This window comes from Saccharopolyspora mangrovi, assembly GCF_035320975.1.
In the GTDB taxonomy this organism is placed as follows: Bacteria; Actinomycetota; Actinomycetes; order Mycobacteriales; family Pseudonocardiaceae; genus Saccharopolyspora; species Saccharopolyspora mangrovi.
Window position 1 is genome coordinate 55,921 of sequence record NZ_JAWLNX010000005.1, and the last position, 24,561, is coordinate 80,481.

30 protein-coding genes are annotated in these 24,561 nt (G+C 67.4%); 8 read left to right on the forward strand and 22 right to left on the reverse strand.

Going from position 1 to position 24,561, the window contains the following annotated elements:
- The first annotated feature begins 1 nt into the window (after position 1).
- Positions 2-457, forward strand: a complete 456-nt coding sequence (locus tag R4I43_RS08915; protein ID WP_324265085.1) for a tRNA (cytidine(34)-2'-O)-methyltransferase — start codon at positions 2-4, stop codon at positions 455-457.
- Here the strand turns inward: R4I43_RS08915 and R4I43_RS08920 are convergent.
- Positions 444-1,151: a YwaF family protein gene (locus tag R4I43_RS08920; protein WP_324265086.1), complete on the reverse strand. Its 708-nt coding sequence runs from the start codon at positions 1,149-1,151 to the stop codon at positions 444-446. The genes R4I43_RS08915 and R4I43_RS08920 overlap by 14 nt on opposite strands.
- 249 nt (positions 1,152-1,400) lie before the next feature.
- Between R4I43_RS08920 and R4I43_RS08925 the strand changes: the two genes are divergently transcribed.
- Positions 1,401-1,994, forward strand: a complete 594-nt coding sequence (locus R4I43_RS08925) for a hypothetical protein (protein ID WP_324265087.1) — start codon at positions 1,401-1,403, stop codon at positions 1,992-1,994.
- A gap of 73 nt (positions 1,995-2,067) precedes the next feature.
- Here the strand turns inward: R4I43_RS08925 and metK are convergent, their stop codons facing one another.
- From metK to R4I43_RS08980, 11 genes are all read right to left on the reverse strand, one after another.
- A complete protein-coding gene (gene metK, locus R4I43_RS08930; protein ID WP_324265088.1) occupies positions 2,068-3,264 on the reverse strand; it encodes a methionine adenosyltransferase in 1,197 nt (398 codons plus the stop codon).
- A 39-nt stretch (positions 3,265-3,303) separates the two neighbouring features.
- Positions 3,304-4,554: a bifunctional phosphopantothenoylcysteine decarboxylase/phosphopantothenate--cysteine ligase CoaBC gene (gene coaBC / locus R4I43_RS08935; RefSeq protein WP_324265089.1), complete on the reverse strand. Its 1,251-nt coding sequence runs from the start codon at positions 4,552-4,554 to the stop codon at positions 3,304-3,306.
- Entirely contained in the window at positions 4,551-4,844 is a 294-nt protein-coding gene (gene rpoZ, locus R4I43_RS08940) for a DNA-directed RNA polymerase subunit omega (RefSeq protein ID WP_010310991.1), read from the reverse strand. The genes coaBC and rpoZ overlap by 4 nt, the downstream gene beginning before the upstream one ends.
- A gap of 73 nt (positions 4,845-4,917) precedes the next feature.
- Positions 4,918-5,520 (reverse strand): guanylate kinase, encoded by a 603-nt coding sequence (gene gmk / locus R4I43_RS08945; protein ID WP_324265090.1) that lies wholly within the window; start codon positions 5,518-5,520, stop codon positions 4,918-4,920.
- Positions 5,517-5,834 carry an integration host factor, actinobacterial type gene (gene mihF, locus R4I43_RS08950; RefSeq protein WP_093154362.1) on the reverse strand — a complete coding sequence of 106 codons (318 nt, stop codon included), beginning with the start codon at positions 5,832-5,834 and terminating at the stop codon, positions 5,517-5,519. The genes gmk and mihF overlap by 4 nt, the downstream gene beginning before the upstream one ends.
- A 468-nt stretch (positions 5,835-6,302) precedes the next feature.
- Positions 6,303-7,076 carry an ESX secretion-associated protein EspG gene (locus R4I43_RS08955; RefSeq protein ID WP_324265091.1) on the reverse strand — a complete coding sequence of 258 codons (774 nt, stop codon included), beginning with the start codon at positions 7,074-7,076 and terminating at the stop codon, positions 6,303-6,305.
- A gap of 218 nt (positions 7,077-7,294) precedes the next feature.
- Positions 7,295-8,392, reverse strand: coding sequence for a hypothetical protein (locus R4I43_RS08960; protein ID WP_324265092.1), 1,098 nt, complete (start codon positions 8,390-8,392; stop codon positions 7,295-7,297).
- Positions 8,393-8,541: 149 nt separating this feature from the next.
- A complete protein-coding gene (locus tag R4I43_RS08965; protein WP_324265331.1) occupies positions 8,542-9,051 on the reverse strand; it encodes a DUF3558 domain-containing protein in 510 nt (169 codons plus the stop codon).
- Between the two features lie 59 nt (positions 9,052-9,110).
- The gene (locus R4I43_RS08970; RefSeq protein ID WP_324265093.1) at positions 9,111-9,506 is read right to left on the reverse strand and encodes a PE domain-containing protein; all 396 of its coding nucleotides are present in this window, start codon (positions 9,504-9,506) and stop codon (positions 9,111-9,113) included.
- 240 nt (positions 9,507-9,746) lie between these two features.
- A complete protein-coding gene (locus R4I43_RS08975) occupies positions 9,747-9,962 on the reverse strand; it encodes a DUF397 domain-containing protein (protein ID WP_324265094.1) in 216 nt (71 codons plus the stop codon).
- An 18-nt stretch (positions 9,963-9,980) separates the two neighbouring features.
- Complete coding sequence (locus tag R4I43_RS08980; protein WP_324265095.1) at positions 9,981-10,832, reverse strand: helix-turn-helix domain-containing protein; 852 nt, start codon at positions 10,830-10,832, stop codon at positions 9,981-9,983.
- Between the two features lie 194 nt (positions 10,833-11,026).
- On the opposite strand from R4I43_RS08980, the gene R4I43_RS08985 reads away from it, so the two are divergent.
- Positions 11,027-12,337: a hypothetical protein gene (locus tag R4I43_RS08985; RefSeq protein ID WP_324265096.1), complete on the forward strand. Its 1,311-nt coding sequence runs from the start codon at positions 11,027-11,029 to the stop codon at positions 12,335-12,337.
- Positions 12,338-12,516: 179 nt separating this feature from the next.
- Here the strand turns inward: R4I43_RS08985 and R4I43_RS08990 are convergent, their stop codons facing one another.
- The 5 genes from R4I43_RS08990 to R4I43_RS09010 form a co-directional block, all read right to left on the reverse strand.
- Complete coding sequence (locus R4I43_RS08990) at positions 12,517-12,948, reverse strand: hypothetical protein (protein ID WP_324265097.1); 432 nt, start codon at positions 12,946-12,948, stop codon at positions 12,517-12,519.
- An 83-nt stretch (positions 12,949-13,031) separates the two neighbouring features.
- Entirely contained in the window at positions 13,032-13,808 is a 777-nt protein-coding gene (locus tag R4I43_RS08995) for a WXG100 family type VII secretion target (RefSeq protein ID WP_324265098.1), read from the reverse strand.
- 13 nt (positions 13,809-13,821) lie between these two features.
- Positions 13,822-14,145, reverse strand: a complete 324-nt coding sequence (locus R4I43_RS09000; RefSeq protein ID WP_324265099.1) for a hypothetical protein — start codon at positions 14,143-14,145, stop codon at positions 13,822-13,824.
- 26 nt (positions 14,146-14,171) lie between these two features.
- Positions 14,172-14,864 carry a hypothetical protein gene (locus R4I43_RS09005; RefSeq protein WP_324265100.1) on the reverse strand — a complete coding sequence of 231 codons (693 nt, stop codon included), beginning with the start codon at positions 14,862-14,864 and terminating at the stop codon, positions 14,172-14,174.
- 358 nt (positions 14,865-15,222) lie between these two features.
- A complete protein-coding gene (locus R4I43_RS09010; protein WP_324265101.1) occupies positions 15,223-15,939 on the reverse strand; it encodes a hypothetical protein in 717 nt (238 codons plus the stop codon).
- Positions 15,940-16,113: 174 nt separating this feature from the next.
- Between R4I43_RS09010 and R4I43_RS09015 the strand changes: the two genes are divergently transcribed.
- Positions 16,114-16,689: a dihydrofolate reductase family protein gene (locus R4I43_RS09015; protein WP_324265102.1), complete on the forward strand. Its 576-nt coding sequence runs from the start codon at positions 16,114-16,116 to the stop codon at positions 16,687-16,689.
- On the opposite strand, the gene R4I43_RS09020 is transcribed toward R4I43_RS09015, so the two are convergent.
- A complete protein-coding gene (locus R4I43_RS09020) occupies positions 16,680-16,925 on the reverse strand; it encodes a hypothetical protein (protein WP_324265103.1) in 246 nt (81 codons plus the stop codon). The genes R4I43_RS09015 and R4I43_RS09020 overlap by 10 nt on opposite strands.
- 50 nt (positions 16,926-16,975) lie before the next feature.
- Positions 16,976-17,380 carry a DUF6578 domain-containing protein gene (locus R4I43_RS09025; RefSeq protein WP_324265104.1) on the reverse strand — a complete coding sequence of 135 codons (405 nt, stop codon included), beginning with the start codon at positions 17,378-17,380 and terminating at the stop codon, positions 16,976-16,978.
- Between the two features lie 434 nt (positions 17,381-17,814).
- Between R4I43_RS09025 and R4I43_RS09030 the strand changes: the two genes are divergently transcribed.
- On the forward strand, positions 17,815-18,606 hold the full coding sequence (locus tag R4I43_RS09030; RefSeq protein ID WP_324265105.1) for an FkbM family methyltransferase: 792 nt from the start codon (positions 17,815-17,817) through the stop codon (positions 18,604-18,606).
- Between the two features lie 3 nt (positions 18,607-18,609).
- Here R4I43_RS09030 and R4I43_RS09035 read toward each other — a convergent pair whose 3' ends face one another.
- Positions 18,610-19,185, reverse strand: coding sequence for a hypothetical protein (locus R4I43_RS09035; RefSeq protein ID WP_324265106.1), 576 nt, complete (start codon positions 19,183-19,185; stop codon positions 18,610-18,612).
- A gap of 210 nt (positions 19,186-19,395) precedes the next feature.
- Here R4I43_RS09035 and R4I43_RS09040 point away from each other — a divergent pair, with 210 nt between their 5' ends.
- Positions 19,396-19,767, forward strand: a complete 372-nt coding sequence (locus tag R4I43_RS09040) for a hypothetical protein (protein ID WP_324265107.1) — start codon at positions 19,396-19,398, stop codon at positions 19,765-19,767.
- A 62-nt stretch (positions 19,768-19,829) separates the two neighbouring features.
- On the opposite strand, the gene R4I43_RS09045 is transcribed toward R4I43_RS09040, so the two are convergent.
- Positions 19,830-20,660: a helix-turn-helix domain-containing protein gene (locus tag R4I43_RS09045; protein WP_324265108.1), complete on the reverse strand. Its 831-nt coding sequence runs from the start codon at positions 20,658-20,660 to the stop codon at positions 19,830-19,832.
- A 124-nt stretch (positions 20,661-20,784) separates the two neighbouring features.
- Between R4I43_RS09045 and R4I43_RS09050 the strand changes: the two genes are divergently transcribed.
- On the forward strand, positions 20,785-21,492 hold the full coding sequence (locus R4I43_RS09050) for an alpha/beta fold hydrolase (RefSeq protein ID WP_324265109.1): 708 nt from the start codon (positions 20,785-20,787) through the stop codon (positions 21,490-21,492).
- A gap of 83 nt (positions 21,493-21,575) precedes the next feature.
- A complete protein-coding gene (locus tag R4I43_RS09055; protein WP_324265332.1) occupies positions 21,576-22,223 on the forward strand; it encodes a maleylpyruvate isomerase family mycothiol-dependent enzyme in 648 nt (215 codons plus the stop codon).
- Positions 22,224-22,248: 25 nt separating this feature from the next.
- Here the strand turns inward: R4I43_RS09055 and helR are convergent, their stop codons facing one another.
- Positions 22,249-24,405 (reverse strand): RNA polymerase recycling motor ATPase HelR, encoded by a 2,157-nt coding sequence (helR, locus tag R4I43_RS09060; protein ID WP_324265110.1) that lies wholly within the window; start codon positions 24,403-24,405, stop codon positions 22,249-22,251.
- Between the last annotated feature and the right edge of the window lie 156 nt (positions 24,406-24,561).

The following is a 24,561-nucleotide window of genomic DNA, read 5'->3' on the forward strand; positions in this document are numbered from 1 at the left end:
AGTGTTTCACGTCGTCTTCTACCACCCCGAGATCCCCGGGAACGCCGGGAACGCGATCCGGATGGCGGCCGGTTCCGGTACCGCGCTGCACCTGATCGAGCCGCTGGGGTTCTCCGTGGAGGATGCGAAGCTGCGCCGCGCCGGGCTGGACTACCACGACCGAGCCGCGCTGCACGTCCACCCGAGCCTGGAGGCCTGCTGGGACGCGCTGCGCCCGGAGCGCGTCATCGCGTTCACCGCGCGCACCGAGACCTCCTACGCCGACGTCGACTACCGGCCGGGGGACGTGCTGCTGTTCGGGCCGGAGTCGGTGGGGCTGCCGGACGAGCTGATCGAGGCGGCGTCGCTGAAGGTGCGGATCCCGATGCTGCCGGGGATCCGGTCGATGAACCTCGCCAACTCGGCCGCGGTGGCCGTGTACGAGGCGTGGCGGCAGCAGGGCTTCAAGGCGCCGTGACGGGTTCGCGGGGCCGCGTCCAGGGCCAGGTCAGCAGCGCCCAGGCGGCCATGCCGACGACGAGCTCCACGGCGAGGTAGGTGGGCCAGCCGCCCATCAGGTCGAGCAGCGACGGGTTCTCCGGCTTGCTGCTGACGAAGCCGTAGTTGGTGCCGGCGGCCTCGTTGAACACCAGCATCGCCAGGCCCCACGTGACGGTGACCCCGCCCGAGACCCAGTAGCCGCGCCAGTCCGGCCGCATCCCGATTCCCCAGGTCAGGAAGGCCGCTGCCCAGATCACGAGCAGGTGCTGGCCCCAGAACTCGATGAAGTTGACGTGCGGGAAGTCGGGCGAGTCCAGCGCGGGCGTGATGATCGCCTGCGGAGTCAGCGTCAGGCCCCAGAAGTAGAGCAGCGCGTGCGGGGTGACTCGCCGCGTCCACAGCGCCCACGCGGCGACCATCCACGCGAGGTCGCACAGGTGCAGCGGCAGCGACTCGGTGACGTCCCACTCCCCCGGCATCAGCCGGAACACCAGCAGCGGAACGTTGAAGGCCAGCACGACCACGGCGAACGCCCGGCACCACCGCTCGACGCCGTCCCCGCGCAACCCCCGCCCGAGCACGACGAGCAGCACCGACCCGGCCACGATGAGCACCAACAGCACCCAGTGCGACAGGCCGTAAGCCTCGAACCGATCCTCAACCGGCCCCACACCCCCAGCGTCACCCACCCGAGGGACCACGTCAATTTCACGTCACCCAGCACGACACGACCAGTTCTGCTGTTGGGCACGAGGTGCGGCTGTCGATCGACGAGGATTCGCGTGTTCTCCGGGGTTTCGTGTTCGAACTCGACCCCGGACCGGCCGGGGCTTCCTAGACTGATCGACATTTCCAGGCCGGCCGCGTCGATGTCGACCGGCCCTGCGCTGATCGATGACCGAGCGGGAGCGACAACGGCAATGGGTGACTGGTTTCAGACGATCGTCGACGTCGAGGTGGGAGCGGAGGACGCGGAGCACTTCGCGGCCGAGGTGCGGGACTGGCTGATTTCCGCGGGGATCGTCCTGTCCGAGCGCACGGATTGCGTGCTGGGGGCCCAGGTCGGTCACCCGCCCGGGCCCGCTGCCGGCCAGGCGCTGGAGGATCCGTCGGAGGACGACGGGTGGCAGCGCCTGTGGACCAAGGGCTTGGACATCACCGTGGGACGCGCGGTCTTCGACGCGGGGCAGGGCGAGGTGGAGGCGGTGACCTGTCCGCACTGCGCGAAGGAGCTCCGGCTCGTCGACGCGTGCTGGCAGCTGATCGACGAGGCCTGGGCCCCGTTCCGCGAAGTCCTCACGGATTGGCCGGAAGGGCTCGACGGTGTCATCGCGTGCCGGTTCTGCGAACGGCCGGTGGAGCCCACCGCCTGGCTCTGGGCGGATGATCACCTCGCCTTGGGCCAACTCGGCTTCACGTTCTGGAACTGGCCGTCGCTGAAGCAGGACTTCGTTGACGAGATCGGCCGGCGGCTGGGCGGCCACCGCACCGCGCTGCTGGCGGGCAAGCTCTGATCAGCGCGAGACCTGGCGGAAATGAAGAGGCGTCTCGGAAACCGGTTCCGAGACGCCTCTTCGATCTCCTGGGTCAGCGGCCCGCTGCGGCCTTGAGGGCGTCGGCGCGGGTGGTGGATTCCCACGGGAGGTCGACGTCGGTGCGGCCGAAGTGGCCGTAGGCGGCGGTGGCCGAGTAGATCGGGCGCAGCAGGTCGAGGTCGCGGATGATGGCGGCCGGGCGGAGGTCGAAGACCTCGTTGACCGCCTTCTGGATCTGGTCCGGGTCGACGGTCTCGGTGCCGAAGGTCTCGATGAACAGGCCCACGGGCGCGGCCTTGCCGATCGCGTAGGCCACCTGGACCTCGATGCGCTTGGCGAGTCCGGCCGCGACGACGTTCTTGGCGACCCAGCGCGTCGCGTACGCCGCGGAGCGGTCCACCTTCGACGGGTCCTTGCCGGAGAACGCGCCACCACCGTGGCGGGCCATGCCGCCGTAGGTGTCGACGATGATCTTCCGGCCGGTCAGCCCGGCGTCGCCCATCGGGCCACCGACGACGAAGCGTCCGGTCGGGTTGACCAGCAGCCGCGTGTCGGCGGTGTTGAGCTCCAGCGACGAGATCTCCGGCTCGACGACGTGCTCGGTGATGTCGCCGGCCAGCTGCCCGTCGAGGTCGATCTCCTCGGCGTGCTGCGTGGACAGCACCACGGTGTCCAGCCGCACGGCCTTCTCGCCGTCGTACTCGATGGTGACCTGGGTCTTGCCGTCGGGCCGCAGGTAGGGCAGCACGCCGTCCTTGCGGACGCGGGTGAGCCGGCGCGACAGGCGGTGGGCCAGCGCGATCGGCAGCGGCATGAGCTCGGGCGTGTCGTCGCAGGCGTAGCCGAACATCAGGCCCTGGTCGCCGGCGCCCTGCTGGGCGATCTCGTCGATGACGCCTTCGACGCGGGTCTCGTGCGCGGTGTCGACGCCCTGGGCGATGTCGGGCGACTGGGAACCGATGGCGACGTTGACGCCGCAGGAGTTGCCGTCGAAGCCCTTGGCGGAGGAGTCGTAGCCGATCTCGAGGATCTTGTCCCGGACGATGGCGGGGATGTCGGCGTAGGCCTCGGTGGTGACCTCACCGGCCACGTGCACCTGCCCGGTGGTCACCAGGGTCTCGACCGCGACGCGCGAACGGGGGTCCTGCGCGAGCAGCGCGTCCAGGACCGAGTCGCTGATCGCGTCGCAGATCTTGTCGGGGTGCCCTTCGGTCACCGACTCGCTGGTGAACAACCGCTGCTGACTCACAACTCTCCTAGGATGAGAACGGCTTGACGCAGTCAAACCCTACTGGTCGGAGAGCCGCCGACCGACCGCGTCCCACAGTGTGGACGCCAGCAGGGACTTGGCCCCGAAGGCGATGCGCTCCTCGGTGCCGTCGTCGCCGAGCAGCCAGCCGGAGTTGTCCTCGACCTCGAAGGCCATGCCCTCGCCGACAGCGTTGACCACGAGCATGTCGCAGCCCTTGCGCGCCAGCTTCGCCCGCCCGTGGTCGAGCACGGACGAGGTCGCATCACCGGTCTCGGCGGCGAACCCGACGACCAGCGAGGCCGAGAGCTTGCCCGCCGACCGGGCTTCGACGATCTCGGCGAGGATGTCGGGATTGCGGGCCAGCGCAACGGGTTCCGGGTCCCGATCGGTCTTCTTGATCTTGTGCTCGACCTGGTTCACCGGTTTGAAGTCGGCCACGGCCGCGGCCATCACGACGGCTTCGGCGCCGTCGGACTCGGCGAGCATCACCGACCGCATCTCCTCGGCGGTCCCGACCTTGATCAGCCGCACTCCGGCGGGCGTGATCAGGTCGGCGGTGTGCGCGGCCACGAGCGTCACGTCGGCGCCCCGGTGCGCGGCGATGCGCGCCAGCGCGTAGCCCTGCCGCCCGGACGAGCGGTTTCCCAGGTAGCGGACGGGGTCGAGCGATTCCCGCGTCCCACCGGCGGAGATGACCACGCGCCGGCCTTCCAGGTCCCACGGCAGCGCGGTCGACGAGGTCAGCAGCAGCCGGGCCAGGTCGACGATCTCGGCCGGGTCGGGCAGCCGCCCCTTGCCGGTGTCCTTGCCGGTGAGCCGCCCGCTGTCGGGCTCGGCGACGACCACGCCGCGTTCGCGCAGCGCGGCCACGTTGTGCCGGGTCGCCGGGTGCTCCCACATCTCGGTGTGCATCGCCGGGACCATCAGCACCGGGCAGCGCGCGGTGAGCAGGGTGTTGGTGAGCAGGTCGGGCGCCTGCCCGGTGGCCGCGCGGGCCAGCAGGTCAGCGGTGGCGGGCACGACGACCACGAGGTCGGCTTCCTGCCCGAGGCGCACGTGCGGCACCTCCTGCACGTCGGTGAACACGCCGGTCTCGACCGGCTGACCCGACAGCGCCTCGAAGGTGGCCTTGCCGACGAAGTTCAGCGCGGCCTCGGTGGGCACGACGCGAACGCTGTGGCCGGTCTCGGTGAGCCTGCGCAGCACCTCGCACGCCTTGTAGGCGGCGATGCCACCGCTGACGCCGAGGACCACCCGCGGGCGGTCCTCGGGCGCTTCGGTCGTCACTCGCCTTCGGTGTGCTCGAGCACGCCGGCGTGGATCTCGCGCAGCGCGATCGACAGCGGCTTCTCGCGCGGGCCGGGCTCGACCAGCGGGCCGACGTACTCCAGCAGGCCCTCGCCGAGCTGGGCGTAGTAGTCGTTGATCTGCCGGGCGCGCTTGGCCGAGTAGATGACCAGCGCGTACTTCGAGCTGACCTGCTCGAGCAGGTCGTCGATCGGCGGGTAGGTGATGCCCTCGACGGTGTTGGTCGACGGGCTGCTGTTGAGCGCAGCCAGCGCGCTAGGGGTGCTCACAGGTGTGGCTCCTGCTCAGTAGTAGGTCGCTCGGGAGGACGGGAAGGGACAGGCGGCCGGGCTCACCCGGGCGTCACTTCTCCTGGCCGAGTATCAATCGTACCAATTCGCTGGTCGCGGACTGCAGGTCGGCGTTGACGACTGTCTCGTCGAACTCCGGTTCGGCGGCCAGCTCGTCCCGCGCGGCGGCGAGCCGCTTCTCGACGACGTCGGCCGCTTCGGTGCCGCGTCCGGTGAGCCGGTCCACCAGCTCCTCCCAGGACGGCGGCAGCAGCATGACCAGTTGCGCGTCCGGCCAGGCTTGGCGGACCTGGCGCGCGCCCTGCAGTTCGATCTCCAGCACAGCCGGTTTGCCCGAGGCGATCGCCTCTTCGACGGGCTTGCGCGGCGTCCCGTAGGAGTTTCCCGCGTAGCGGGCGTGTTCGAGCATCTCGCCGTCGGCGATCATCCGCTCGAACTCCGCGACGGAGACGAAGTGGTAGTGCACCCCGTCGATCTCACCGGGACGCGGAGCCCTGGTGGTCGCGGACACGCTGAAGTACACCTCTGGAACCTCCCGGCGCACTTCGCTGAGCACGCTGGACTTGCCGACTCCAGAAGGCCCGGAAACGACGGTGAGCCGAGGCTCGCCCTGACGGACGGTCCTCGGCTCAGCGCCGGTTTTTGCGTCGATCACTCGCCGCTGAACTCGGTGAGCAGCGCCTTGCGCTGCCGCTCGCCCAGCCCGCGCAGCCGACGGCTGTTAGCGATCTCCAGCCGCTCCATGATCTGCTGCGCACGGACCTTGCCAACGCCGGGAAGGGCCTCGAGCAGGGCGGAGACCTTCATCTTGCCCAAGACCTCGTCGTTGTCGGCGGTCTCCAGGACCTCCGCCAGCGTGGTTCCGCCTCGCTTGAGGCGCTCCTTGAGCTCAGCTCGGGCGCGACGGGCGGCAGCCGCCTTTTCCAGAGCTGCTGCCCGCTGCTCCTCAGTCAGCTGGGGAAGGGCCACCATGTCCTCCGTGATGTGGGGTTTCTCTTGATCGGTGCGGGCGACGGTACCGAGTCCCGAAAGGCGGCTGCCCACGGGGGTCCCGGTTTTGTGGAACGAATCAGTCCGCCCCACCGCCCTGGCCCTTGAAGTTCTACCCGTACAAGGCGTGCACGAGCACGGGGCCGTTGCAAGTCCTATCAACAAAGCCGCTGAAGTGCACTAATCTCGGCAAAACTTATCGGAATGTGTCCGATTTCCGCACAGTTGAGCCACGTGAGGGGCATCTCCGCAGGTCACACCGGCGTAAAACGCTCCCCGAGCGGACGTCGTTCGAGAGCCTGTTCTATGATGGAAGTTGATCTTGATCTGGCAGATTTCTTCCATCCAGCGGAAAGGACGGAGCCGTGATGTCGATCCGAGCAACCCGGGCCAGACGCGACGGAGCCCCGGGCGCGCAGCACCCGAGGCTCCGGCTGGATCGATCCGTTACAGCGTCTTCACCAGGTCTTGGACTCGGCTGACCATCCGCTGCCGGTCGATGGGCGCGATGGTGGTCCACGCCTCGTCGCTGCGGTGGCTGTTCTCGATCATGTACCAGCCCTTGGCGTTGGCGAAGAAGTTGGTGACCATCGGCGCCCGGTACCGCTTGCCCTGGCCGTCCATGACGGCGTAGCCGACCTGCGCGTAGGCGTTGCGCGCCCCACCGGCCATCTCCACCAGCGTCTTGGCCTCCTCGCGGCGAATCCCTTGCCGCGCAAGCCCTTCGGCCATCTCGCGATCGTTGCCTGCCGACTTGGCGGCGGCTTCCATCGCCGAGCTGCGCAGCGACACACCGCGCCCGGGACCGGCCTTGACGTCGTCCGGGAGCACGCTGAGGATCGCCCGCACCATCGAGTCCGCGGGCAGCGTCTGCACGGTCACGGCGTCCTCGGTGAGCACGGCCAGGGTGGCGTGGCCGCGGGTGCAGGCCACCATGCCCGCCACGATGCGCTGTCCGCCGTCGGGCGTGCGCTGCCGGAAGTTGATGTCGAAGGCCCGCTCGTAGCGCGTGAGCGGCAGCAGGGCCCCCTGGATGTCCTCTTCCCGCATCTCGTTGCCGAAACCCAGCGTCTGCAGTTCCTCGCGCGCGCGAGCCTCGACCTGGCGCCGCTCGGTTTCGAGGATGCCTTCGGGCAGGACGTTGAGCACGAGGGGCTTGGTGCCGAGGTTGAAGTAGTTCCACGCCTCGTGGAAGCCCTGCTTCGACAGCTCGATCTTCACCGGTTCTCCCCAGCCAGAAAGTGTGGACGGCACGGTCCCAAGGGCGTCCACGATGTGTTCCGAGTTGTTCACTGATCCGTCCAGTCTTCAGCCGTTCGGAAGCCTTTGGAGCACGGCCGTCCCCCACAGCCTGAGCACTGATCGTCCGTGATGTTGCAAGAGTTAGTGGGCGGCACCGATGCGGCGCCGCCCACTAGCTGATCTGCGATTTCGAGCACTTACCGCTGGTTGTCCCAGTCACCGAAGACCGGCGGCGCGACCTTCGGCAGGTCCTCGTCGAAGACCCCCTGGTCGCCGACGAGGTAGTCGGGGGTCTCGTGCTCGAGGTCGTCCTCGCCTTCCTGACCCCGGCCGCGCGCGCCCGCACCGGCACCAGCACCACCGCGACCGCCGGCGCCACCGGCACCGCCGACCCCGGAACCGGAGGCCCCACCGAGACCGCCCATGCCCGCACGACCACCGGCACCCATGCCGGGCCCGCCAGCGCGGCCACCGGCACCAGCACCCACACCGCGGCCCGCACCGGCACCAGCGCCACCACGACCACCAGCACCAGAACCAGCACCGGGACGCGCACCCGCGCCCGTGCCAGTACCGGGACGGCCGGCACCGAGACCGGGGGTGCCACCGGGGTAACCCGGAGTCCCAGGCCCACCAGGAACGCGACCAGCACCGGGGTTCTGGTTCGAACCCGAGCCGTTGCCGGGCATGTTCGCCCAAGCAGCACCCGTGCCAGCGGACCCACCGCCGTAGCTACCGCCGCCAGCACCACCGGCACCCGCACCGGCGTAGCTGCCGGAGCCGCCCGATCCACCGGCCCATGCGCTGGAGGTGGACGACGGAGACGACGAGCCGACACCACCGACACTGGGGCCGGAGGAGCTGCTCACACCGCCGTCGCCCTGGGCAACAGCCGGCGGCGCTTGGAACTGAGCACTGCCGGACACGTTGCTCTGCGTCGTGTCCTGGTAGGTGGTGAAGGCCTGAACGGCTTCCTGCCGCAGCTGCTCGTTGTGAGCCTTGGCGTCCTCGGCATCCGTCGAGCCGGTCCAGAAGCTGTCCCAGCCCTCTTCGAACCAGCCGTCGTCAGGGACGGACTGTTCTTCCCCCTTGGCCGGGATTGACGTCTGGACCTTCTTGAAAGCTTCGCCCTGCGCAGTCATCTGCTGCGACTGCAGCTTCGCGCTGTCCGCAGTGATTTCGGTCCACAGAACGACCGGCATGGCCTGGTCCTTCATGGCCTCACCGGACTTGGCCTGCATGAACGCACCAACGGACTTCAGCTTGTCCTCAAGCCGAGTCTTCAGGTCCCGCATGTACTGATCTTCGGAGTTCCACAATCCGGACTGTTCGTAGAGTGCCTCAGCACCTGCGCCGCCCTGGACCCAATTGCGCATCTGCGTCAGCTGCGCACCCTCAAAACTAGCGGGTTCTAGATGTCTGTTGTCGGTCACCGCCTACCCCCTCAGGCATTCGGAAGATTCTGAACGACGGCCTCGGCGACCTTCTGCATGACGTCGCAGCCGTTTACCGCTTGGTCCCTTGACAAGCCATACGCCGTGACAGAGCCCTGATCTGAGACGTCAACGACGACTGTGCAGTTCCGACCACTTACCTCAGCTTTCGCCGCCGGGTAGCCAGCAACAGTGATCGGCTGCGTCCCTGGCTTCGACTGCACGAACTGTTGGAAAGTCTGCTTGGTGGTAACCGCAACGAAGGCGTTCCACCCCGCACTCGTCCCTGACTCGCCGGACACGAAGGAACAGCCCTGCATGCCGTTCGACTCCCTCGCCTCGGGAGGCTGATTTGCTCCCAACGCCTGCTGCTGTTCCGGAGTCAACACGCCGCAGGCGTCAGCGACCTGCAACGACTTGGCCGGGGCAGTACGAGAAGAGCTCGGCGGCGCCGGGGCCTCGGTCGGAGCGCCGCTCGGAGGCTCGGGAGTGGCACCGCCACCCGAGCACCCCGCGAGCACGACGCTCGCGAAGACCGCACCGACGGTGAGCCCTTTACGCAAGATTCCTCCTAGAACGCTCAAGACTTGAAGCTGAGAGAAGCCGTGTCGTCGTCCGTGCGGACCTGCTGCGCACTTTGGCGCAACGCATTGGCCGCGTCCCTGAAAACGACAGCGAGCTTCGAGTAGTTCTCCATATAGGCGTTCGGCGCACCCGCACCGACCTGCCCAAAGGTCGTGGCCGCACCGGTGCTGACCGGATCGGTACCCGCCGCCGGAACTTCGGCGAGGAACGTGATGTCGGCCTCTCGATTCTCCAGCCGGTCCGCCTCGTCATCGAAGAAGCGAGCGAGCTCGTCGACCTTCTCTGGTTGGATCCGCATAGATCCGCCAGCAGCCTGCGATGCGGCGTACGCCGTCTTGTCCGCGATGCGATCAACCGTCTCGCCGATCTGACCCCACACGTTCGGAAACATCAGGCCGCGCCTCCCTCGCTACTCACGCTGAACTCCCCTTGTCCACGTGCCGTCGCAACGAGGGCGACGGACATCCACTTGCCAGCGTGGCAAACGTTAGCGCACGGGTCTGCGCGCGTGTAGCGAAGTTGACCAAAACAGGAACCGGCAAACGAGTGAATTGGGTCTCAGATCATCAGCAGGGGCTTCCCAGCGCCTTGATCTTGTGGTCAAGCCCCTACTGACCCCTATCTAACAAGGTCAACTGCGAGACGGTTCCTCGAAGCGACCATTCCGCAGGCCTCGCACAAATCCCAACCACGCCTCGGAGCCGAAAACCAGGTGCTGACCAGCAGGGTTCTTCGAGTCTCGGGTGTGCACGTCGTCGCCAGCGAAGGCGACCTCAACACAGTTCGCTTCGTTAGCGCTCCTAGAACTCTTGCGCCACTGAAGTGCCTGGCCTTCCACAGCAGCCACTGATTCACTCCTTGCGTTTTAAACTAGTCCGTCAGCGATTTCGGTCATCAACGCGATCGAATCCTCCTCAGGCAGTGCGACGGCGTGCAACCGCCGAAGGGCTTCTCGTGCCGCTGCTACGTACTGGGCTTCTTCCAGGAACGCACTGCTCCCGCGGTTCTCCATGAGGACGAGGCTCGGATGGCTGTCGAAGTCGTAGATGACGAACGGCCCGGCGAGACCCGGGTGAGCTCCGACGCTGGCCTCCACGACCCGGACTGCGATGTTGTCCTGTCTAGCTGCGGAGACGAGGTGCCGGAGCTGCTGGTACATCACAGCCGCGTCGCCGATTGGGCGCTCAAGGGTGCTTCGCTCAATCAAAGCTTCGAAGTACGGAGCATTAGCCCTGTTCAACACCGTCTGACGACTCAGTCGAGAGGACACCCGCGTTTCGACCTCAGCGATATTCAGGTCCGGATCGATCCCTCCGACCAGCGCAGCGGCATAACGACCTGTCTGCAACAGGCCGGGGACCAGCATCGTCTCGTAGTTGAAGATGGCTGCAGCTTCACGCTCAAAACGGATCGTCTCCTCCCACATCGCGGGCAGGCGTCCTTCCTGCACCTGCCACCAGTTGGGCATCGACGCGTTCCGGACCAGGCTCAACAGCTCTTCCCGCCGCTTCGCGGGCACCCGGTACAGCCCCAGCAGCGCGGACACGTCGTCGGCCTGCAGTCCCCGCTGCCCGGACTCCATCCGGGACAGCTTGCTCATGGACATGCCGAGCGCCCCAGCGACCTCCTCAGCCCCGAGCCCACTGCGCAGCCGAAGCTCCCGAAGCTCACTTGACACCCGCCGAACCCGAACCGGCACACCCACACGACCGCTCATCAATCCTCCCGATCAAGACCAACAACGCGACCAAGATCGGCACTTGCCCAAACGGCACGTAAGAGGACTCCCCTCGATTCAGCCACCAGGTACAACGAGGCGAACCCAACAGTTTCACCGATCACGCCTGGTGACGGCCACGGCTTCCTTACGATGTCGCCATCCGCGGGGGCGTCTACTAGGGGGAGACTTCTGTGCAGAATCAGCCGGGCTGGAACCAGCACTGGGGACAGCAGCCGCAGCAGAACTGGCAACCGCAACAACCATGGGGGCCACCGCCTCAACCGCCCAAGCGGAAGAAGAAGTGGCCTCGTGTCGTTTTCGCCGTCGTCGGCGTGCTGCTCATCGCCTTCCTGACCCGGCTCGGCTTCGTGATCGTCGAAATGCAGTCCAAGCAGGCCGACGAACCCGCCGGCACGGCCCCCGCTTACCGAGACCCCGTCGTCGCACTCGCGCAAACACCGGGCACCGGAGTCCCTGGCAGCTACGGCGGGACAGCGATGTACGACGCGTGCGAGTTCTTGCCGATGGACGCGCTGGACAATCTGGGACTGCAGCCGACGCCGGAGATGGCCGTGCTGCACAACTACTTCGACGGGGATGTCCCGCCAGGCCGGACCGTTGAGGAAGGCTCGTTGGCTCCAGGCGTGTGCAGTTACGTGTTCCAGAACAAGTCCGGGGTGACCATCGAGGTCTTCCAGCCCCCGTACACCGCCCCGGACCGGATGCAGAACTGGCAGCCCAACCCCAAGGACGGGCCGATCACGCAGGACCGCGGCGTCAGCGTGCAGAACTACTACGACCAGGAGAACAACTGGTGGGACGTGCGCCTCGCCCGTCCTGACCTGGTCGTCAGGGCCACCGTCAAGGGACCGCGCGACAGCGACGGCGGACGCAGCGAGAGCGGCCAGGACGGGAAGCCGATCGCGGATGCCATCGTTCAGCCGATGCTGGCTCGGGCGCTCGCCGGACCGACCCCGCACCGCCAATACGAGTTCACCGGCCCCTACGCCGGTCAGAAGGATGCGTGCGAGATCTTCCCCACCCAAGGTGTCGAAGCCGTTCTCCGCAAACCGGTCAAACCCCAGGCGCTGGCGAGCTACCTGGCCGGCGACGCGGAGATGACCGAGTTCGACCACTCGGTCTCCTACCGCGTCGAGAACAGGTGCACCCGAAACACCCTGACCGAAGGCGGCACGATCGGCGAGGGCCACGGCGAAGCCAAGCTCTCGCTGAGCACCTGGCAAGATGACCAAGGCGCAACCAACCGCCAAACCTCCCTCTGCCGAGACGAGATCATGGGCACCGTCCCGATCCCGATCCGAACCCAGCTCGGCGACGGCCCGGTCTGCGCCTTGAGCAGCCAAGGGGGCACCCGCCTCGCCTTCAAGGTCGGCCACACGACCGCAGAGCTCTCGGCCTCCGACGCCTTCCCAGACCCGACCCAAGAAGCCCAACGCCTCCTCCCCCTGGCCCAAGAAGTGGCAGCAGGCCTGGCCGGCTGAAGCAACGCCCCACGTGCAGCTACGTGCCCCCGAAGCAGGACGGCGTGATCATCGAGGTCATCGAGCCCCCGCACGCCAACCCGGACCGGATGAGTTCCTGGGATCCGCCCCCAAGGACGGACCGATTACGCAGGGTTGCAGCTTCCGACCGTAAACCCGTCGCGGCCCACGCCAAACGCTCAGGGGCGCAGAGTCCGCAACATGACACCCCATGCAACGCCGCCCAAAATGCCTGGTACCGCGAGAAAAGCCAGGAAAGAAAGGATCTCACCGTCGAATTCGGCCGGTGGCCCCAATATTGACGCGGCCGATGTCACCACCATGAGAGCAACCATCGCGGCACCAAAACCGCTCGTCACGACGGCCCCCATCCAGTATGCGAAAGCCGCCCGACGCAGGTTGCGGCAAGAGGTCATGTTGAGTTGCCCAGTCTTCACGCTGGACCTTCCGGCCAACGTCAAGGCTCCGATCAACAGCAGGAACAGGGACGATAGCCCAATCATCCCCGTGACGATGAAGGTCCTCGGATCGTTCACGGTCGGTAGACCGAAGGTCCACGGCATCCCGACGGCGCCAAACACCACAGCGAGAAACATGGAAACCAGACCCACCAGAGTGCACCTTGCCCGAACCCTGCGGAGCGTGTCCTGCGGAACCGACACGTACCAATTGGGCGGCTGCGGCACCACCGGAATCATCGAGCCTCCCAGTTGGACTCATCGCCATCACGGACAGTACCGTCTCCCATTTCCACGTTGTTTTCCGGCTTCCTCCATTTATCTCCGAGCTCATCGACCGTCTTCGCGATGCTCTTGGCCTGCAAATTGATAGGCTGGATGGTCGAAACCAGCGCGTTGATCGCAGAAGTAATGAGGCCGATCACAACGACGGAGACCGACGTCAACGCGACGATCGCAGGAGGTGCTGTAACTACACCCGCAATCCCAGCGATGGCCGCAATGATTCCGCCCACGAACGTGGTAATCGCGATCAAAATGGATACCCAGAAGCTCTCAATTGCGTTGGCCAGAGTGCCGAGCGTGGTAACCATGCTGTCCGCAGCCCCCTTCACGCCGTTGACAGCTTTAACCTGGCCCGGCACCAACGCCTTGTACGCCTCTGCAGCCCTCCCCTCCCATTCGATATTGGTTCGGTGGAAGTCGAGACCCAGTTCGCCAGCGATGTTTCCCAGCTTCCCTGCGACTTGACTCGTCCACCTCTCTGACACTTCACGCAACGCGCCTGGACTCCCCGGTTGAGTCACGAACTGCTTGATCTCCTCGAAGATCTTCATGTGGAACTTGCCGAACTCCTCAATCCCCTTCTTAATCGGGTCGATGAGGTGAACAAACATTTCGGGAACCCAGCTGAGCAGCTGATTGACCCCATCGTACAGCTGATTAACGAGGTCACGCGCTTCGGTCAGCTTCTCGGTAGCCATTTGGATAGTGCTGTCCGCGGCCGCGGTCATAGTTCTCCTCCGGTCACTTATCCTTGCTAAGTTCGTGAACACCGGCTTCGTCGTCGGCTTGGTATTGCTTGGCTGCGGCATCTAGATCATCCGCAATCTTTTCGAAGTACTTCTGCCCTTGCTCAAGCAAATCGCCGACCGCAGTACGCAAAGTTTCGAGCGTTTCACCCAGCCCGGCTTCCATGCTGAAATAGGAAAGGGCGGCACCATCAAGATGCAATGCCCCCAGCTCCCGTTTCGGACCCGACATCGCCTGCGCTTGCCTGCGCCACAATTCAGCGTCCGAACGCATAGCGTCGAGCGAGACCTTGATTCCGTCGCCGCTTCCTTGAGCCATAGTCGCCTCCTACCATGATCGTGGTTCTACGCACTCAGACCAAGACGCCGCAACAGGCGCTGCGGGTCACTTGCCCACGAGTAGAGCTGCGCAATCGCCTGACTTTGAGGACCACTAGCCAATTCAGTCGACGAAGATTTGCACCGAAGATCCTTTAGAACATCAAGAAGCTCGCCTTCAACCTCCGAATTCCGTGCTGCACTGCACCAACGAACGTCGATCTCGATGCCCAACACCTGGCCACGCTTGGCTGTTCCCTGGACATGGCCACCGCCGCTCTGGGCGGACACCACCGTTTCCGCAACCGCAAGCACTTGCCGCTGGAACGCTTCGAGATCAGCAGTAGCCCTCTCGACAAGCTGCAACGCTTCCGCTGATGTAATCGGCGAGTCATCTGGGACTCTTGTTCCGTTCCCTGACGCTTGACCTCCTGAGGACTGTGCTAGCTCGGCCTGAGCTGCCGCAGCCTCAATCGTTGCTGCGTTTGCAGCCGAAACAACCTGCGAGGCAAGGTTCCTCGGATCCACACGGGATTTCCAGGCGTCGGCTAGCTTTACCGAGCGCACCTCCCCTTCCTCAGTCATGTAGACAGCGAGGACCTTCTCTGGATCTTGGCCCACGAGAAGGCCACCCGAAGGATCAGCCTGACTGGCGACTACGTCTTCTGGCGGCTCCTCTTCCCACAGGTCTTCCTCATTGAGATCCCATCGATCACTCATGACCGCGCATCCTACGGACACTCCAGCCGCTCGCGTGGCCATTCGCAATAGCACTACGCATCCGGAGCACACCGCAGCCCATTCAAGTGACGAATCGCATCTGTCTGAACGCAAATGCAACCTTTAGATCCATTGCCAATCCAGAGTCGACAAGTTAGTCACATTGCAACAGGGGGACAGCGAAGGCGCAGTGGGAAGCCCTCGCAGAGCATTACCCGCCGGATCAACGTCGACGACGCAGCAAATGGCAGGCTCAGCTCGATGCCGAAGCTCCTCAGGTGGTACGGCAGGTGCTGACGGCAGCCGGCGATCCGAAATGGGTCCACCGGTAACCAGGCCGTGAACGGCATGTGCGGGCTCAGGACGACGAGAAGGCTTCTTGGGTGGCGTCGTGGGCGAGTTCTACGACGGCGGGGCCGTAGGTGTTGGACTCGACGACTCGCAGGATCAGGCAGAAGCGCTTGCGCAGGCCGTAGGTTCGCATGAGCCGGGCGTAGTTGCGTTGGAGGTAGCGGGCGGCCGCTCGGTTGCTGACCGAGGTTTGGCCGCAGATCAGGAATGCCGGCTTGTCCTGTCCCTCGCGCTGGATCTTGGCCAGCGCCACGTACTCCGACCGGCCCATCTCGGCTGGGAAGTGGTGCTCGCCGACGCTGATGGTGACGCCTTCGGGGTCGTCCTCGAACCGCGCGTGTCGCAGGTTCGGCACTGCGGACCGGAGGTGAGCCGCGGTGCGCTGATTGGCCTCGGGGCCGCCGATGCAGAACTCCGCTTTGTCGACCGCGCCCTGGTAGACGTCGTCGTGGAACACCACCTCCGGCCGCGCCCTGCAATCGCCGAGCACGGCAGTCAGCTCCAGCAGAGCCGCCGCGTCGTTGCGGTGCACGCTGTTGCCGCGGTTCGACGAGGCGTGGCGGGGAACGACCACGAGGCACTCCTCGCCACCGGTCAAGCCGAAGAAGACCTGCATGCGTCGCAGGCGGCGCCAGGCCATCGCCTTGGTCACGAGCCAGACCGTCGAACCCGTGATCACGCTGGCGATGATGTTCAGCGAGACATTCCACGCGTCGCTCGTCACTGCACCCACCCAAGATCGCGTTCGCCTCAGGGGAGGCTACCGGGCAGGGCGTTGCGCTAAACCGCTCTTCGGTCGACTCCACCACGAGAAGCCGCTCTCGCGCGCGACCGATGAGTCCTTCCGGCCGAGCTGGTCTACCAGGACGAGAGCCGCCCATCCGGAGGAGGAGACCGCATGTCGAAGTCGATCCTGTACATGTCGATGTCGCTCGACGGGTTCATCACCGGGCCGGACGACGGCCCGGACAACGGGCTCGGCAACGGCGGCCTCCGGCTGCACGAGTGGCTGGGTGAGCCCGTCTCCGACTACCCGCACTTCGACCCGCCGGGGGTGAGCGGGCAGGTGTTCGCCGAGGTCATGGGCACTGGCGCGGTCGTCGTCGGCCGCAGGACGTTCGACCACGCCGGTCACTGGGGCGGTGACCACCACGGGGTGCCGATCTTCGTGCCCACGCGCGGCACACCCCCGGCGCCGCAGAGCGGCTGGGTCCACTACGTCCCCGACGCCGCGACCGCGATGCGCGAGGCCAAGGCCGCCGCCGGCGACGGGGACGTGATGGTGCACGGTGCTGACCTCGCGCAGTCGCTGCTGCGCGAGGGCCTGCTCGACGAGCTGGAGATCCACCTGGTCCCGGTCGCGCTCGGCGACGGGCGACGCCTGTTCGGCGCAGACCACATCGAGTTCGAGCTGACGCGCGTGCTCAACGCACCCGGCGTCACGCACCTGCACTACCGGGTTCTTCACCAGTAGAAGTGGTGCGGGTTCTCCTGCGCTTCCTTCCGGAGGGCTGGGAGATCGTCGGCGACGAGTCGGGTGTGCCCGCAGCCGAGGCAGGTCACCGCGCTCACGGTGGACAACGGCCTCATCCACATCCGCTTTCCGCGCGGGTGCACACCGACGTACTGCCCGGTGAGCTGGAGGCCGCCGACCTGTTGCCCGCCGCAGAACTCGCATGCGGGAAGTCGTGGCTGTGAAGGTGCGGTCATGAAGCCATTGTCCATTCCACGGCTGGTCAGGCGTGGCGACGGCTCGGCGTTCATGGCTGCTGGTCGTGGAGGTCGAGGTCGACGAGGTAGGCCGCGAACTGCTCGTCCTCGCCCAGGCCGAGGTCGGCGCGATCGTCGGAATCGTGCAGCCACACGAGACGGCCCGAGTGCGGTATCGGGCGCACCTCGCGAGCGGCGATCAGCTCGAAGCGGTGGAGAACGGCGTGAATTCCGGTCACGTGAGCGGGAGTCTTGGGGACGTCCACCCCGCGCCTTCCGTGGAAGACCGCGCTGTGGGTGATCGGAGCACCTGCGTCGTCGCCGAGCCGCTCCCGCACGAAGGCGAGGCCCTTGTCATCGAGGTCGATGAGCGGCCAAGCCACCTCGTCGCCCACGCGAAACGGAGTGCCGCAGCATTCCATCTCCCACCCAGTCAGCCACGCGCGAATCGTCATCCACCCGCTGTACCACAATTCTCGATGCGGAGTGCGGCATTTTTCATGCCGCCGGGAAGCGGTGTCGCGCTGCAGGTGACCCCGGCAGCTATGCGGTGACGTCGACTCCGGAAACCGCCCACTGCGGACACGCACGACGTCCGAACATGGCCACGCAGCGAGGCCGACCGTTGCTGACCATGAACTCTCCGGGAACACCCTGAAAAGTCCATCCCAGGAACCGGTACGAGCTCCAGACTGGATCGCGCAGCAGTACCGCCGAGCGATTGCCGGAGAACGCGCGATGAGCACCGATCTGTCGAAAACCCGCCAGCCCGTGGGGGAAATTCAGGGGACGATCCGCATGTCGGGGAACACCGCGCTCAATAGGCTTTGATCGTCTCATCGAGTTCGCAGCACTAAGACCTCCTAGCGACCAGAAACGGATCAGCATCGTGCGCACCGAGTACATTTCCACGGCCCCACCTCCGGTGACTTCGTCGCGCAGGCGGCTCTCCGCGATCGCAGGCGCGTTGCGCGGCGCGGCAGCGATGTCGTGGGCCGAACCGGAATTGCGCGGCTTGCCGCAACTCGTGCGCGCGGGCGACATCTGCTTCGACATCGGTGCGGCGTACGGGATGTACAGCTTCAGCCTGGCCCAGCTGGTCGGCTCGTCCGGAGCGGTGTACTCCTTCGAGCCCCAGCCGAAACCGCGCCGCGTCCTGCGCACCGGTATCCGCGCATCAGGCCTGGACAACGTGCACGTCATGGGCGCGGCGGTCGGCGACCGGCCCGGCGAGCTGGAGATGGCGCTGCCGGTGAAGTTCGGCATCGCCCCGATCCACGGTCATGCGCACGTCAACGACGGGGTGCGGCAGGACCGGCCGAATTCCGCATTCACCCGCACCCGCAGCTGGCCCACCCCCATTCGGAGCGTCGACGAGTTCTGCGCCGAGAACTCCGTCCCGCGCGTCGATTTCATGAAGATCGACGTGGAAGGCTTCGAACCGACCGTCATCGCCGGCGCCCGCGACATCATCGAGGCGAACCGCCCGACCTTGCTGCTGGAGATCGAAGACCGGCACCTCTCCCGCTATTCCACCAACGCCGAGGAATTCACCGCCACGCTGCGGGAACTCGGGTACCGCATGCACGTGTGGAAACCGGATGAGTGGGTTCCCGCCGGCGAGGTGACCCCGGACCGGCGCAACTACCTCTTCACCTCCGAGGCCCTCCGGCAGCCGTGAGGGTCAGGACGTCACGACGTCGAGGAAGCGGTTGTAGCGGAGCCTCGTGGCGCGTTCGACGGCGGCGAGGACCCCGGCGGTGATCAAGGCGACGTTCGCCCAGGTGGGAAGACTGATCGGGGAGGTGAACGCGCCGACCCGCTCGGCGAGGACCGGGCTGTGGGTCAGGACCTCGACACCGTGGAGGAGGTTCACCACCAGGGCGGCGACGAGGACGACCACCGCTGCCGCGCCGACGAAGGCGCTGGTGCGGGGGAACCGCCGCCCGAACCGGCCCCACAGGCCTTCCTGCGAACGGCGGTGCGGGACCAGCGCCTCCTCAGCGCCGTCGTCGGCGACGAAGTGCATGCGCTTCAACCCGAACGCGGTGGTGGCCACCTCGATGACGCCACCGGGCACCGGGAACGTCGTCGGGAGGTTCGAGCGGGACACCTGCACGCCGTCCCGGTACAGCGCGGCAGGCGCTCTGCCTTCTCCGCCTTCGTGCTGCTGCCTCGTCTTCGCGTCGGCGAGGTACCGGACATCGACCGCGTAGGAACGGCGCGTTCCCTCCAAGGAGGCGAGTTCGATGAAGAACAAGGAGCGGGAGAAGACCTGCCGGGTCTGACCTTGGCGAGCTGCCAGCGCCGCTTGAGCTGGTTGACCATCGCGTGCCTCCCGTCGTCGAGCCGTCCCTGCGGTAGTCAAGGGCGTGCCCTCGGGGCAGGGTCAAGCCACGCCGTCACCCCCGGCGAAACACACCTGATCGCTCGACTTGTTCTGCGTGCGGGTCGTGACACAATCCGCACCATGAGTTACCAGCCACACGATCCCTACGACCGGAACGACCCCGGGCGGTACCCGTACGGGGACGACTACGGCGACCGGCGCCCTCCTCGCCGCCCGGGGCAGGTCGGGGAAACGATTGCCCGGGTCGTGCGGATCGTCGTGTCGATCGTGGTGCTGGTGTTCGCGTTGCACGTGCTGTTCGTGGTGCTGGACGCGAACCAGAGCAACGGCTTCGTGTCGTTCATCTACACGCTCGCGCAGACCTTCGTGCTCGGGCTCGGCGACGTCTTCACCCCCGACGACGCGCTGCTCGGGGTCGTGCTCAACTACGCGCTGGCCGCGCTCATCTGGTTCATCGTCGGCCAGATCATCATCAAGATCGTCCGCAAGTAACGCCAGGCCCTGGTCACCGCTGACCAGGGCCGTTTTGTGCCGCCAGGCAGGCCGACATGGGCTCAGCGAACGCGCTGATCACCTCGGCCGGTGACCGCCGCGAGCAGCGTCAGCTTCTCGGCGCTGTCGGTGCCCGGGTCCGGGTGGAGGATGACGAGCGCTTGACCCGGGCTCCCCTCGACTCCGAGGCGCTCGCGGTTGAGGACCAGGTCGCCGACCTGCGGGTGGTCCATGCGCATCGGGGCGGCCGCGCAGACGAGCACGTCGTGGCGGGCCCAGATGCGGCTGAAACGAGGGCTGGCGAGGCTGAGCTCGCCGACGATCTCGATGTAGCGGGGATCGTCGGTGTCGGTGCCCACCGATTTGCGGAAGCCCGCGACCGCGGCGACCGAGTCGGTTTCCCAGTCCGGGTGGAGGTCCTGCTCGGCCGGGTCCAGGAACATGTCGCGCAGCCGGTTGTTGCCCGGCACCAAGCGCGGTGACAGGGCCGTGCCCAGCTCGTTGGCGGCCAGGACGTCCAGGTAGCGGCTCTCGACGAACGCCGGAAGCCCCAGCGAGCCGAGCAGCTTCGCGGTGCTCGGCCGCAGCTGCTGCGGACGCGGTTCGCGGCGCCTCGGCTTCGCGGCGCCCAAGCGCAGCAGGTGCTCTGTCGCGGGCTCGTCGAGCCGCAGCACTCGCGCCAGGGACTCCAGGACCTGCACCGACGGGTTGCGGTCACGTCCCTGCTCCAGACGCAGGTAGTAGTCGGCGCTGATGCCGGCGAGCATCGCGACCTCCTCCCGGCGCAGGCCCGGGACGCGACGCACGCCGGTCACCGCGATCCCGGCCTGATCGGGGGTGACGAGCTCGCGGCGTGCGCGCACGAACTCGCCCAGCAGGTTCTCCTCGGCCACGACGCCAGCGTAGGCGGCTGCGGGTGGGCGTGCCTGGTCCTGCCAGTCCCAGGGTCGCGGGGGTTCTGGTCGTCCTCGCGCAGCGGCGGCACCGTGATCGGCAGATCCGCTGAAGGAGGCTCGCATGTCCACGTTCCTGCTGGTGCACGGCGCCTGGCACACCGGTCGCGCCTGGGATCGGGTGGTTCCGCTGCTGGCCGGGCACCGGGTGCTGACCCCGACGCTGACCGGGTACGGCGAGACCGCGCACCTGCTCGGCCCGGAGGTCGGGGTGCACACCCACTCCGACGACGTCGTCCGGCTGATCGTCGACGAGGACCTGCACGACGTCGTGCTCGTTGGGCACAGCTACGCGGGCCTGGTCATCTCCGACGCCGCCAACCGGGTACCGGAGCGCATCGCGCGGCTGGTGTACCTCGACGCGATGGTTCCGGAGGACGGCGAGACCGCAGCCGAGGTGATGCCGCAGGCGAAGGCGGCCATCGACCGGGCGTTGAACTCCGAGAGCGGGTTCCGGGTGCCGCCACCTCCCGAAACCGCGGAGGGCCTGTTCGGGGTCACCGACCCCGCCGACCTGGCCTGGTTGCGGTCGATGCTGTCCGACCAGCCCATCGGCGCGCTGCAGCAGGTGGTCCGCCTCGACAACCCGGCCGCGCGTGCGATCCCCCGCGCCCACATCCACTGCACCGACGTCCCGGAGGGCTTCGTCCGACGCCCCGTCCCCGCGGTGCAGCCCAACGGTGAACCCGCGGTCGTGCGGGAGCTGGACACCGGCCACGACTGCATGATCACCACGCCGGAGGAGCTGGTCCGGCTGCTGCTCGACCTCTAGCGCGCGAACGACGGGCACCCGCGGGAGTTCGGCGGAAAACGGGCGAGCGCGTCGGGCGTTCGTCGTACGGTCGGCAGGTGACGATGGACTACGAAGAGCTCTTCCGCATCTCGGAGGAGAACCGCCGCCTGGCCGCTGACATGTTCGCCTCGCTGACCCCGGAGCAGTGGGCGACGCCGAGCCTGTGCGCCGGGTGGACCGTGCGCGAGGTCGCCGCGCACCTGCTCGCTCCGCTGGAAACGCGCCTCAACTGGTTTCGCGTGCTGCGGAACGTGGTTCGCTACCGCGGCGACCTGGACCGCTACGTCGACGAGCAGACCCGGGAGTGGGCCCGCCGCCCCACCGACGAGCTCGTGGCCGGCCTGCGCCGGCTCGCCGGGACCAGGATGGACGTGCCGATCGTCGGACCGCACGGGCCGATGACCGACACCTGCATCCACCTGCGCGACGCCGCCCGGCCGCTCGGCCTCGACGTCAACCCGCCGCCGGGTTCGTGGCGACCGGCGCTGGACTTCCTGGTGTCGAAAACCGGTGCCCGCGCGTTCTTCCCAGCGGGCCGGCTCACCGGCCTCAGCCTCACCGCGACCGACCAGGACTGGGCCTGGGGCGAGGGCAGCGAGGTTCGCGGCCCGTCCGAGGCCCTGACCCTGGCCATCACCGGACGCTCCGTCGCCCTCGGCGAGCTCGACGGACCAGGCGTCGACGTCCTCCGCGAACGCATCACCACCTGACCGGCCGCCTCCTGGGGAGTTTCAGTCAACGTTTCCCGACACGGGAGGCGAGGACTTCCGGGAGCGGGTCGTGGTGCAGGACGCCGAGGCGTTGGGTCGCGCGGGTGAGGGCCACGTAGAGCTCGGCGGCTCCCCGGGGGTTCTCGGCGAGGATTCGGGCGGGTTCGACGACCAGGACCGCGTCGAATTCGAGGCCCTTGGTCTCGGCCGGGGCCACCGCGCCGGGGACGCCGGGCGGTCCGATGACGACGCTGGTTCCTTCGCGTTTCGCTTCCGCATCGGTGAAATCCGCTACGGCCCGGGACATATCGGTTTCCGCGACCTGGCGGTGCCACGGTTGGACTCCGCAGGCGCGGACCGAGTCCGGGGGTGTCACGTCGGGGGCGAAGTCGGCCAGCAGGGCGGCCGCGACCTCCATGATCTCGGCCGGGGTGCGGTAGTTGACCGTGAGTTCGCGGTAGGCCCAGCGGCCCGGGACGTAGCGGTCGAGCACCGCGCCCCACGTGCGGGCGCCCGCTGGTGAGCGGCGTTGCGCGAGGTCGCCGACGACGGTGAACGAGCGGTTCGGGCAGCGCCGCATCAGCACCCGCCAGTCCATTTCGGACAGCTCCTGCGCCTCGTCGACGACGACGTGGCGGTAGGTCCAGTCGCGGTCCGCGGCGGCGCGTTCGGCCAGCTCGCGGGTGTCGTGCTCGACGAAGCGCTCCGCCAGGTCCTCGGCGTGGAGCAGGTCTTGGGCGAGCAGGTGGTCCTCGTCGTCCATCAGGTCGTGGCGTTCGGTCTGCAGGATCTCCAGGACCCCTGCGGCGTACTCGGCTTCCCGTTCCGAATCCTTCTCGCCGCCAGCCGTTTTCGTCGTCCCGAGCATGTCGACCAGCTCGTCGAGCAGCGGCACGTCCGACACCGTCCACGCCGCACCCTCGGCGCGGTGCAGCTGCTTCGCGCCAACGGTCCGCAACCGCTCCGGTGAGGAGTACAGATCCGCCAGCAGCCGCTGCGGGGCGAGGATCGGCCACAGCTCGTCCAGCACCTCGGTGAAATCGGGGTGCTGCGCGAGCTCGCTGAGCAGATCGGCGCGCAGCGCCTCCCACGCCTCCGCGTCGTCCCTGGTCAGCCAGCCCTGGCCGATGCGGGCGATGGCGCGCTCGGTGAGCACGTAGGTGACGATCTCGATGAACACCGCGCGGGCCTCGTTGTGCGGCAGACCGCTGTCGCGGGCCTCCTCGCGCGCCCACGCGGCGGTCGCCGCGTCGATGCGGACCGTCACGTCCTCCAGCTCGATGTTCCGGGGCTGCTCGGGCAGCCGCTGGCGGTCGGCGATGGCCGCGCGCAGCACGTCGAGGACCTCCAGCGAGCCCTTGAGCTCCGCCGCCTCCGGCCCGTCCTCGGCGGTGACGTGCAGGCCGGGCACCAGGTCACCGGTGGTGGCGAACACGACGTCGGACTCGCCCAGCGACGGCAGCACGCGTCCGATGTGGTTCAGGAACGCCGGGTTCGGGCCGACCACCAGCACGCCGCTGCGCTCCATCCGCTCCCGCTGCGCGTAGAGCAGGTAGGCCACGCGGTGCAGGGCGACGACGGTCTTGCCCGTTCCCGGGCCGCCCTCGATGACCAGCACGCCCGGGTGGTCCAGGCGGATGATGCGGTCCTGCTCGGCTTGGATGGTGGCGACGATGTCGCGCATCCCCTCCCCGCGCGGGGCGTTGACCGCCGCGAGCAGGGCCGCGTCACCAGCGGTTTCGCCGTCAGGTCGGCCCAGGACCTCGTCGGTGAAGTCGGTGATCTCGCGGCCCCGGGTGTGGAACTGCCGGCGTCGGCGCATGCCCTCCGGGCTCGCCGCGGTCGCGGTGTAGAAGGGACGTGCCGCCGGGGCACGCCAGTCCAGCAGCAGCGGCCGGTAGTCGTCGTCCTCGTCGAACAGGCCGATGCGGCCGATGTAGCGGCGCTCTCCGTCGACCGCGTCCAGTCGGCCGAAGCACAGGCCGTGGTCGGCCACGCCCAGCCGCTTGAGCTCCCCGGCCTGCGCCCGCACCTCCACGTCGCGCTCCATCGGCGACGTGCCGTTGCCCCGCAGCGCCTCCCGGTAGCGGGCCTCGACGCGGGTGCGCTCGGCGTCGAGACGTCGGTAGAGACCGTCCACGTGGGCGCGCTCGGACCGCAGTTGTTCTTCGTGCACAGGCACGTGCCCCTCGCAATTGATCGACTCCCCCAGCCGGGCACCGCGTTTCCGCTGGTCCAGGCCCAGGCGGAGCATTCTGCGGCACACCCCGGGCCTTGCCGCAAGTCCCCCTCCCCCGTGTAAGATGAGAGCGGGAAGGGACGGATTCCCCCGATTCCC

What these genes read in the sequence shown, in the direction of transcription:
- R4I43_RS08925 (WP_324265087.1), top strand. Translation starts at nt 1,401, where the DNA reads ATGGGTGACTGGTTTCAGACGATCGTCGACGTCGAGGTGGGAGCGGAG.
- R4I43_RS08960 (WP_324265092.1), bottom strand. Translation starts at nt 8,392, where the DNA reads ATGCGGGACCTGAAGACTCGGCTTGAGGACAAGCTGAAGTCCGTTGGT.
- R4I43_RS08970 (WP_324265093.1), bottom strand. Translation starts at nt 9,506, where the DNA reads ATGTTTCCGAACGTGTGGGGTCAGATCGGCGAGACGGTTGATCGCATC.
- R4I43_RS08980 (WP_324265095.1), bottom strand. Translation starts at nt 10,832, where the DNA reads ATGAGCGGTCGTGTGGGTGTGCCGGTTCGGGTTCGGCGGGTGTCAAGT.
- R4I43_RS08995 (WP_324265098.1), bottom strand. Translation starts at nt 13,808, where the DNA reads ATGACCGCGGCCGCGGACAGCACTATCCAAATGGCTACCGAGAAGCTG.
- R4I43_RS09000 (WP_324265099.1), bottom strand. Translation starts at nt 14,145, where the DNA reads ATGGCTCAAGGAAGCGGCGACGGAATCAAGGTCTCGCTCGACGCTATG.
- R4I43_RS09005 (WP_324265100.1), bottom strand. Translation starts at nt 14,864, where the DNA reads ATGAGTGATCGATGGGATCTCAATGAGGAAGACCTGTGGGAAGAGGAG.
- R4I43_RS09015 (WP_324265102.1), top strand. Translation starts at nt 16,114, where the DNA reads ATGTCGAAGTCGATCCTGTACATGTCGATGTCGCTCGACGGGTTCATC.
- R4I43_RS09020 (WP_324265103.1), bottom strand. Translation starts at nt 16,925, where the DNA reads ATGACCGCACCTTCACAGCCACGACTTCCCGCATGCGAGTTCTGCGGC.
- R4I43_RS09025 (WP_324265104.1), bottom strand. Translation starts at nt 17,380, where the DNA reads ATGACGATTCGCGCGTGGCTGACTGGGTGGGAGATGGAATGCTGCGGC.
- R4I43_RS09040 (WP_324265107.1), top strand. Translation starts at nt 19,396, where the DNA reads ATGAGTTACCAGCCACACGATCCCTACGACCGGAACGACCCCGGGCGG.
- R4I43_RS09050 (WP_324265109.1), top strand. Translation starts at nt 20,785, where the DNA reads ATGTCCACGTTCCTGCTGGTGCACGGCGCCTGGCACACCGGTCGCGCC.
- R4I43_RS09055 (WP_324265332.1), top strand. Translation starts at nt 21,576, where the DNA reads ATGGACTACGAAGAGCTCTTCCGCATCTCGGAGGAGAACCGCCGCCTG.